Origin of the sequence: Geminicoccus flavidas, assembly GCF_009806515.1 — a bacterium.
GTDB classification, from domain to species: Bacteria; Pseudomonadota; Alphaproteobacteria; order Geminicoccales; family Geminicoccaceae; genus Geminicoccus; species Geminicoccus flavidus.
In genome coordinates, this window is record NZ_WUJP01000544.1 from 1 (window position 1) to 9749 (window position 9749).

General features: G+C 68.6%; 9 protein-coding genes. 6 read left to right on the forward strand and 3 right to left on the reverse strand.

Annotated features, from left to right (window positions below; translation table 11 throughout):
• Positions 1-342: CopD family protein (locus tag EQG76_RS15310; RefSeq protein ID WP_159714956.1), on the reverse strand; the 342-nt coding region annotated here is incomplete at its 3' end.
• A gap of 157 nt (positions 343-499) precedes the next feature.
• Positions 500-1546: a uroporphyrinogen decarboxylase gene (hemE, locus tag EQG76_RS15315; RefSeq protein WP_321573467.1), complete on the reverse strand. Its 1047-nt coding sequence runs from the start codon at positions 1544-1546 to the stop codon at positions 500-502.
• A gap of 441 nt (positions 1547-1987) precedes the next feature.
• Between hemE and EQG76_RS15320 the strand changes: the two genes are divergently transcribed.
• Together EQG76_RS15320 and EQG76_RS15325 are read left to right on the forward strand one after the other, a co-directional pair.
• Positions 1988-2875, forward strand: coding sequence for a pyruvate, water dikinase regulatory protein (locus tag EQG76_RS15320; protein ID WP_159714957.1), 888 nt, complete (start codon positions 1988-1990; stop codon positions 2873-2875).
• A gap of 27 nt (positions 2876-2902) precedes the next feature.
• Entirely contained in the window at positions 2903-3622 is a 720-nt protein-coding gene (locus tag EQG76_RS15325; RefSeq protein WP_159714958.1) for a hypothetical protein, read from the forward strand.
• Here EQG76_RS15325 and dinB read toward each other — a convergent pair.
• Positions 3613-4704: a DNA polymerase IV gene (gene dinB / locus EQG76_RS15330; protein WP_331463780.1), complete on the reverse strand. Its 1092-nt coding sequence runs from the start codon at positions 4702-4704 to the stop codon at positions 3613-3615. The genes EQG76_RS15325 and dinB overlap by 10 nt on opposite strands.
• A 168-nt stretch (positions 4705-4872) precedes the next feature.
• Between dinB and EQG76_RS15335 the strand changes: the two genes are divergently transcribed.
• The 4 genes from EQG76_RS15335 to EQG76_RS15350 all read left to right on the forward strand — a co-directional run.
• A complete protein-coding gene (locus tag EQG76_RS15335; RefSeq protein WP_159714970.1) occupies positions 4873-6219 on the forward strand; it encodes a TolC family outer membrane protein in 1347 nt (448 codons plus the stop codon).
• Between the two features lie 84 nt (positions 6220-6303).
• On the forward strand, positions 6304-7002 hold the full coding sequence (locus tag EQG76_RS15340) for a hypothetical protein (RefSeq protein ID WP_159714972.1): 699 nt from the start codon (positions 6304-6306) through the stop codon (positions 7000-7002).
• Positions 7003-7031: 29 nt separating this feature from the next.
• On the forward strand, positions 7032-7967 hold the full coding sequence (locus tag EQG76_RS15345) for an acetamidase/formamidase family protein (RefSeq protein WP_159714974.1): 936 nt from the start codon (positions 7032-7034) through the stop codon (positions 7965-7967).
• A 161-nt stretch (positions 7968-8128) separates the two neighbouring features.
• On the forward strand, positions 8129-9749 hold a 1621-nt coding region (locus EQG76_RS15350; RefSeq protein WP_159714976.1), incomplete at its 3' end, for a TonB-dependent receptor.

The window sequence follows — 9749 nt, forward strand, 5'->3', positions numbered from 1 at the left end:
GGGCCGCTCGTCCCGCGCCAGCTTCCGGACCTGGCCAGCCAGGAAGCCGTGGCAGCCGGCGAGCAGCAGCACCAGGAGGAGCTTCGCGTGCAGCCAGCCGTCGGAGAACTGGTTCTGCACGATCGCGAGCCAGATCCCGAACACGAAGGTGAGGATCATGGCGGGGGTGGCGATCCCCTTCAGGAGCCGCCGCTCCATGATCTTGAAGGTCTCCGACGAGTCGCCGCCGACGACCTTGTCGACATGATACACCATCAGGCGCGGCAGATACCACATCGCCGCCATCCAGGCGGCGAATGCCATGATGTGCAGGGATTTCAGCCAGAGCGACCAGTCGCTCAACCGGACCTCGCGTGCGCTTCCGATCGTACGATCCTGTCGGGCTCCATCAAGGGGCCTGGCGAACGTCGATGAAGCGGGAAGTTTTCAGGGGACGGCAAGGGTGCCGCTCCCGATCAATGGCCCATCGCGGCGAGGATTTCAAGGGTTCTGGCCAATATCAGGCGTGCAACGCCCGGACTGCGTCGGCCAGCCGCTGCACCTCGCCCGGATCGGTCTGCTGCAGCACGCCGTGGCCCAGGTTGAAGATCCAGGGCCGGCCCCGGTTGGCCTTTGCCAGTGCTGCAAGGCGCGCCAGCATGCCCTCCCCGCCGGCCACCAGGTCGACCGGATCGAGATTGCCCTGCAGGCACAGGTCGCGCGGCAGGAGCCGCACCGCCTCGGCCATCGGCACGCTCGTGTCGAGGCTCAGCCCGTCCGCCCCCACCCTGGCCGCCACCTCGGGCAGCGCGAGTCCGACGCCGCGCGGGAAATGGATCACCGGTATGTCGGGGTGCCGGGCTTTGAGCTCCGCCACGATCCGCTGCACCGGCCGGATCGCCCACAGCTCCAGCTGGTCGGGCGGCAGCGCGCCGGCCCAGCTGTCGAACAGCTGCAGCACCTCGGCACCAGCCTGCACCTGCCGGTCGAGGAAGGCGATCACCGCGTCGGTCAGCAGCTCGATCAGCCGGCCGAACAGTTCCGGCTGGCAGCGGGCCAGCGTGCGTGCGGCCGCGAAGTCCTTCGAGCCGCCGCCTTCCACCACATAGGCCGCGAGGGTCCAGGGCGCGCCGGCAAAGCCGATCAGCGCCGTCTCCGGCGGCAGCTCCTCCCTTAGCCGGCTGAGTGTCGCATAAACCGGGCTCAGGCGCTCGTGGAGCTGATCCATGCTGAGCTGGACCAGGGTCTCGGCCGTCCTGACCGGCGTCAGCACCGGCCCCTCCCCCTGGGCGAAGCTGACCTGCACGCCCAGAGCGTCCGGCACCACCAGGATGTCGGAGAACAGGATGGCCGCGTCCATGCCGAACCGCCGGATCGGCTGGAGGGTCACCTCCACCGCCAAGTCGGGATTATAGCACAAGGAGAGAAAGTCCGGCACCTCTTTGCGTATCTCGCGATACTCCGGGAGATAGCGCCCAGCCTGGCGCATCAGCCAGAACGGCGGGCGTGCCGCCGGCTGACCCTTGAGAGACCGGATCAGCAGCTTGTCAGCCGAACGGATCGGCAAGCCGGATTTGTCCACAGGTCAACAGTTCCTAAGAATCTGTTCTTTTGCGAATCGAATGGAGAAGAACAGGTTGCAGTGGTGGTTGTTGGCAGGGCCTGAGTCGGGATTGCCAGACGGTCCCCCGGATCTCCCTGCGGTCTGCCCAGTCTCCAGCCAGGCGCCGCGTCCTGGGTACAAATGCTGGAACATCCGCAAAAAGGCCAGTTTATTCCGCGCCTTGCCCGGGGGATAAGGATTCGGTGGAAGTGGGGGATTGTCCAACGCTATCGTCCGTGCGTGCATCGTCGGGCGTCGAAGCTTTCCCCATGGGTGTCGAATATCGGGAGACGGGTGGATGGACGGGCTGAGATGCGGACGGTTCGGCGGCCCGCCGCGCAGGCGTGGAATTGTCCACCATTCATCCACAGCTCCGAGGGAGTGCCGGGGCCAGCGGACGGGACGATGACCTTGCGGCTGCACCTGCACCTGATCTCGGACAGTACGGGCGAGACGGTCACCACCGTGGCGCGCGCCGCCGTGTCCCAGTTCGAGGACGTGGTCCCGGTCGAGCATGTCTGGTTCTTCGTCCGGACCCGCGCCCAGCTCGAGAAGGTGCTCTCCATCATCGGCATGATGCCGGGGATGGTGATCTTCACCCTGATCTCGCCGGACCTGCGCCAGATCCTGCAGGAGCGCTGCGCCCAGATGAATGTGCCCTGCGTCCCGGTCCTGGACGTGGTGATGAACGCGCTCACGGAGATGGTCGGCTCGTCCGGCATGCCGAAGATCGGCAAGCAGCACGAGATGGACGCGGGCTACTTCTCGCGCATCGCCGCGATGGATTTCGCGATGCGCCACGACGACGGCCAAGCGCCCGAGCGGCTGGACGAGGCCGATGTGGTGCTGGTGGGGGTTTCACGCACCTCTAAGACGCCGACCTGCGTGTATCTCGCCAATCGCGGCATCAAGGCGGCCAATGTCCCGATCGTCCCGGACATGCCGCAGCTGCGCTACCTGGAGAAGCTGAAGCGGCCGCTGGTGGTGGGCCTCACCATCAATGCCGAGCACCTGACCTCGATCCGGCGCAACCGGCAAAAGCACATGGGGGTCGGCGACGAGGGCCAGTTCGGCGGCGACTATGCCGAGGCGGACCGGGTCCGCGAGGAGCTGGTGATGGCCAGGCGGATGTTCCGCAGATTCGGCTGGCCCGAGATCGACGTGACTCGCCGCTCGGTGGAAGAGACCGCCGCCGAGGTGCTGCAGCTCCTGCAGGCCCGGCGCGACCCGGCACTGGAGACCGGGCCCAGAACCTCGATCGCCGCCGCCGACTGGCTGCAGGACGATGAGTGAGCAGCGGCGTCGCGGGCGAGGCTGCCGGTGAGCACCCACCGGCAGCGCCGCCGGCGGCAATGGCATCGCTGGATCCTGCTGCCAGGGGCGGGGCTCCTCGCACTGGCCCTGGCCTTCTGGTTCGGCTTGGAAGCGGGCAGTGCCAGGAGTGAGGCGCTGGTGCAGTCGCTCGATGCGCGGCTGGCCGAGCTGGCCGAGCGTGACCGGCAGGCGGGGCTGCGCCATGCCGAAGCGGAGCAGCGTCAGGCCGGCGCCCTGGCTGCCGCCCATCGGACGATTCGGGACCTGGAGGAGCGCGTTCCTTACGGTGATTTCGGCGGGCTGGTCGACCTGCTGCGCACCCGGATAGCGGACGGCGTTCCCATCGAGCGGCTGCGCTTCGTCGTCGGCCAAGCCCGGGCGGAGCGGCAGTGCCGCGACGGCGTCGAGCGCCGCCGCTTCCAGCCGCGCCTGCCGAGCGATGTCAGCCCGCTGCAGACTGTGGCCTTCCTCGACAACCGCATCACGGTCAGCGCCACGGCGTCGCCGGTGACACAACCGGACGGCGCGCCGGGTGATGGGTTCGATCCGGTTAGCCCCGTGGAGATCAGGCTCCTGCGGATCGGCGGCAACCTGGAACTGGTCAAGGGCGTGCTGCCACTCGGCCATTCAGTGGTCGACGGGAGCCGCGAGTACCGCTTCACCTTCACGTCCGGCGCGAAAAGTCCCGGCATCGAGGCGGTCATGCAGGACTGTGCCTATCCCTGAGGAGAATCACGCCGGAAACGGCCGAACAGGTCGAGCTGACGCGGATCGGCATCATCGCCGCCATCGCTGACACCCAGGCCCAGAAGCCGCACCGGGCCTCGCGGCAGCTCGGGTCGTTCCAGCAGCCCGGCCGCGATTTTCCACATACTTTCGACATCCTGGGGAAAAGGTCGCGGTGTGGTGGTGCGGGTCCTGGTGACGAAGTCCGCGGTGCGGATCTTGAGCACGACCGAACGGCCGCGAAAGCCGGTATGCACTAACCTGCGGTTGAGATCCTCGGTCAGCGCGCGCAGCTCCGCCAGGAGGGTGGCCGGGTCGGCCAGATCGCGAGGGAAGGTCTGCTCCACCGACACCGAGCGCCGCGGCCGGTCGGGCTCCACCGGCCGGTCATCCAGGCCTTGGGCGATGCGGGCGAGCCAGGCGCCGTGGCGGCCGAACCGGCGCACCAGCCAGGCCTCGGAGGTGGCGCGCAGGTCGGCACCGGACGCGATGCCCACCGCGCGCAGCTTTTCCGCGGTACGCGGGCCCACGCCGTGGAACTCCTCGACCGGCAGGCTTGCCAGCAGAGGTGCGACGTCGGCCTCGGCGATCACGGTCAGCCCGTCCGGCTTGTTCATGCCGGACGCGGTCTTCGCCAGGAACTTGTTGAACGAGACGCCGGCCGAGGCGGTGAGCCCGGTTTCGGCCAGGATCAGCTCCTTGATCAGGCGGGCCAGCGCCACCGGGTCGGCCGGCCCGTCCGCCGGGCGGGTCACGTCCAGATAGGCTTCGTCCAGCGAGAGCGGCTCGACCAGCGGGGTGAAGCGGCGGAAGATCGTGCGGATCTGCCCGCTCACCTCGCGATACACGTCGAAGCGCGGCCGCACGAAGCGCAGCTCCGGGCAACGGCGCAGCGCCTCGTGGGCCGGCATGGCCGAGCGCACCCCGAAGGCCCGGGCCTCATAGCTGGCGGCAGCCACCACGCCCCGCCCCTCGCGCCCGCCCACCGCGACCGGCCGGCCTCGCAGTGCCGGGTCGTCGCGCTGCTCCACCGACGCATAGAACGCGTCCATGTCGACATGGACGATGGCACGCCTGCTCACCTCCGCCGGCTCCGCATCATGTGGCATTCCCTACACGGCGGCCGAGTGTAGCGGATCGGACATAGTGTCCATGCTTGCCGCGGCCGCGGGTGGCGATCACTCTGGCAAAGTTGTAACGGCGGTCCCAGCGGGATCGCCGCCGATGGGCGCGCGCAACGGGAGATCGGCATGCGGTTGAAGGCTTTGCTCGTCCTCGCCTCGGCGCTGGGAGTGATTGGTGCGGGTACGGCCGAGGCGCAGACGCTGCAGGAAGCCCTTGCCAACGCTTACAATACCAACCCGGACCTGGGTGCCGCGCGTGCCCAGCTGCGGGCCACGGACGAGCTGGTTTCCCAGGCGCTGTCGGGCTACCGGCCGCAGGTGGGCGCCACGGCGAGCTATGACATCGTCGATCTGGACACCAGCCAGGGCGACGCCACGCTCGACTCCTCCACGATCGGGCTGAGCGTCACCCAGCCGCTCTATCGGGGCGGCGGGCTGGATGCGAACCTGCGCGCCTCGGAGAACACCGTCCGCGCCAACCGCGCCAACCTGATCGTGACCGAGCAGCAGGTGCTCTACGACGCGGTACAGGCCTATGCCGGCGTCTGGCGCGACCGCTCGGTGCTGGATCTAGCGATCAACAACGAGAAGCGGCTGCAGCGCCAGCTCCAGGCGACCCGCGACCGCTTCAACGTGGGCGAGGTCGCCCGCACCGACGTCGCCCAGGCCGAGGCGCGCCTGTCCGCCGCCGAGGCCGCGCGGGTCGAGGCGGAGGGCCTGCTCGCCAACTCGATCGCCACGTTCCGGCGGATCATCGCCCAGGAGCCGGAAAAGGTCGATCAGCCGGTCCGTCCCGCCGCCCTGCCGGCCAACGAGGCAGAAGCGCAGGAGCTGGCCGCAGCCAATCCGAACATCGCGACCGCGCAGTACACGCTGGCCGCGGCCAGGGACGACGTGGATGTTGCCTTCTCCCGGCTGCTGCCGCAGGTCGACCTGCGCGCCAGCGCCTCCTACGCGGACGAGCCGACCACCAATCTCGCCTGGCAGCGCGATGCCTCGATCGGCGTGCAGGTCACCGTGCCGCTCTACCAGGGCGGTACGGAATATTCCCAGGTCCGGCAGAACAGGCAGTTGGCCCGGCAGCGCGACGAGCAGCTGGTCGCGACCCAGCGCAGTGTCGCCGAGACCGTGACCACGGCCTGGGAGACGCTGCAGACCAGCACCTCCAACATCCGCTCGCGCCAAGCCCAGGTGCGCGCCAACCAGATCGCCCTGGAGGGCGTGGAGCAGGAGGCGCAGGTCGGCTCGCGGACCGTGCTCGACGTGCTCGATGCCGAGCAGGAGCTGTTCAGCTCGCAGGTCGAGCTGGTGCGCGCCCAGGCCAACGAGGCGATCGCGGCCTACGCGCTGCTCGCCTCGATCGGCCAGCTCACCGCGGACCGGCTGGAACTGCCGGTCGAGCGCTACGACGCCGAGGCCTATTACCAGGAGAACCGCTCGCGCCTGTTCGGCCTGGGTGATCCGCTGGACTGACGGCAGCCATCGACGCGCGACCCGGGGACGGACAATCCGGGCGGAGGAGACCGGGCGAATGTCGGCGGAGGGAGGAATGCCTGCATGCGGGTGTGTCGACTGATCGGGCAGATGCTGCTGCTCCTCCTGGCCGTCCCGGCCTGGGGGCAGGGCATGAGCGTGGGCGGGGCCGGCCTGGATGGCCCGGATCCGGTCACGGGCGACCCGTTCGCCGCCTCGGCCGGCACGTTCGGCATCGATGATCCCGCCGGGGACGGCCCGGCCTTCACCGGCCGGGACGTGCTCGCCGTGCTGGATCGGGCGGAGCTCGGCCGCGACCCTCCCGAAGCTGCGATGCCCGGCCGGACCAGCTTCGAGCCGCCCGCCCCATTCGACCGCCCGCTGGGCGGCATCGGCGAGGCCAGGCTCGAGCTCCGCTTCGGCGAGGGCGGGGACGCGGTCGCGATCTGGCGGGCCTTCGAGGAGCCGGGCGATGCCGTGGGAGCGTTGCCGCGGCTGGGCGGCAGACTGGCGGCGGAACTCCGTACCGATCGGATCGGCGTCACCCATCCTGAGCGCGACGGGGAAGGGTTCACCTGCGTCCTGGTCAGGCCGGCGCCGGATCTGGTCTGGGCGGCGTGCGGGCTTTCGGTGAGCCTGGACCCGCTGCAGGTGCTGGGTATGGTGCGAGCGGCCGTGCCGCCCGAAGGCGATGCCGGGCCGCTGATCCAGCGGGCCATGACGGTCGCGGCCTGGGCGCGCGACCGCTGGCTCGCTATCGAGAACGAGCGGCGCAGCGGCTGATCGCGCCGCCAGCCAGGGAGGAGGCCGCGATGGCCGAGCATTACATCGAGCGTGCGCACCATCATTTCGGCTGGGACAACAGCTGGCGGCCCGTGCTGACGGTCCGACCCGGCGACACGATCGAGTTCGAGACGATCGATGCATCCGGCGGGCAGTTGAACCCGTCCTCGACCGCGGCCGATGTCGGCAGGCTCGATTTCGGCGGGGTCAATCCGGCGACCGGCCCGGTGTTCGTGGAAGGGGCCGAGCCCGGCGACGCGCTGGTCGTGCGTGTGCGCGACATGAAGCCGTCGGGCTGGGGCTGGACCGCCAACATCCCGGGCTTCGGCCTGCTGGCGCACCGGTTCAAGGACCCGGCGATCGCCCACTGGCACTATGCAACCGACCTGAAGACCCCGGCCCCGTTCAAGGCCGGCGCCTCGGTGCCGCTCAAGCCCTTCATCGGCGTGATCGGCCAGGCCTTGGCGGAGAGTGGGTCGCACAGCGTGGTCCCGCCGCGTCGGGTCGGCGGCAACATGGACACCGCCGACATCTGCGTCGGCAGCACCGTCACCTTCCCGGTCGAGGTGGAGGGCAGCCTGTTCTCGCTTGGCGACACCCACGCCGCCCAGGGCGACGGCGAGGTCTGCGGCACCGCGATCGAGAGCGCCATGAACGTCGTGGTCCAGCTTGAGCTGGTCAAAGGACGGGCGCCAAGGTTCCCAGTGATCGACAACCCGACCCCACGCGGCCGGCACATCGACGGCAAGGGCTATCTCGTGACCACCGGCATCGGGCCGGACCTGATGCAGAACGCGATCGACGCGCTCGACCAGATGGTCGACCTGATCGCCGAGCGCCTGAAGATAGAGCCCGTCGAGGCCTACATGCTGTGTTCTGCCTGCGCCGACCTGAAGATCACCGAGATCGTCGACCAGCCCAACTGGATCGTCGGCTGCCACTTCCCGAAGATCGTGCTGCCATGAACGCTATAACTGACGAGTAGGCTGGAACTGTAATTACTCTAATCTTATCAATTGCTGGATTTCAGGGTGCTGTTGTCGGAAATCATGTTGCGGAATGTTGACCTCGTGTAATCGTGATCGATACACGCCCCACTAGGGATCAGCGCCGAGTGGGGACAAGAATGAAGCGCAACGTCGAGGTCGACTGGCCGGTCATGCCGGCTGCGTTCGCCATGGCCGGCATGGCCGCTCTGGCGGCGGGGGGAACTCCCGGCGAGGTGCTGGCGCAGGAAAGCGGCACGGACGATGCCGCCGGCGACAGCGGTGCGGTGGCCCTGCCGCCGGTGCTGGTGGAAGGGGAGCAGCCGGCCAACCCGCTGCGCGCCACCACTGGCATCGGCCGCCTGCCCGGCACCATCCAGGACACGCCGCAGTCGGTGCAGGTGATCAACGAGGAGACGCTGCGCCAGCAGGGCGTGACCAGCCTCGACCAGGCGCTGCGGAACGTGCCGAGCGTCACCGTGGCGGTGGGCGAGGGCAATGGCGGCCTGAACGGCGACCAGTTCCGCATCCGCGGCTTCGACGCCAAGGGCGACATCTACCTGGATGGGCTGCGCGACTTCGGCCTCTATGTCCGCGACAGCTTCAACTATGAATCGGTCGAGGTGTTCAAGGGCCCGTCCTCGGAGACCTTCGGCTTCGGCTCGACCGGCGGCGTCATCAACTCGCAGAGCAAGACGGCGCGCTTGGGCAACAGCTACTCGATCGACGGCTCGGTCGGCACCGGGCCGCTCTATCGTGTGGTCGGTGACGTCAACCAGCAGATCAACGACACCACCGCGGTCCGCGTGGTCGGCATGGTCCACGACCAGGACGTCGAGGACCGCGACCATGTGAAGTCCGACCGCTGGGGCCTGGCGGGCTCGCTCGCGTTCGGCCTGGGTACCGACCTGAACTGGTCGCTCAACTACCTGCACCAGCACGGCGACCGGACCCCGGACTATGGCGTGCCGGCGGTCACCCCGCCCGGCAGCGAGATCGCCCGGCCGGTCACCGAGTTCGGCGTCTCCCGCGACAGCTTCTACGGCAAGAAGCAGGACGAGGATAAGTCGGACATCGACATGCTGACCTCGCGCGCCTCCTGGAAGGTCGCCGAAGGCATCACGCTCAACAACGACACGCGGCTCGCCTATTACACCCGCGAGTTCGCCGCGAGCGTGCCTGGCTGCAGCGTGGACAGCGGATGCAATGGCGAGTTCTTCGCCGGCGGCAACCCGACCATCACCTATGGCGGCGGCAATCCCGCCTACAACCAGGACTCCTGGGGCTTCCAGAACGTCACGTCCGGCGTGTTCGACTTCCAGGTCGCGGGCTTCCGCAACCAGATCGTGGCCGGCCTCGACATCTTCTACCAGAACGACCATCGCGTCGGCCGCGGCACCGACGGCGACAAGACCCCGCCGACCATCCGCAACCCGGGCGACTTCTTCGGGAGCGACAGCTACACGCTGCCGGTCAACCCGAACAACGTGCGGAAGAGCTACGGCACCGACATCGGCGTGTTCGTCAGCGACCGGCTCTGGCTCACCGACGAGTTCTCGGTCCTGGGCGGCGTGCGCTGGGACGACTACAGCTCGACCTACAAGGTCTGGAACAATGACGGCTACAACAAGTACGAGGCCGACAACAGCTTCTGGAGCCCCAAGGGCAGCCTGATCTGGGAGCCTACCGAGAACCAGACCTACTACTTCTCCTACGCGACCTCCTCGACCGTGCCGGGCCAGTTCGTCGCCCTGGCGCCCA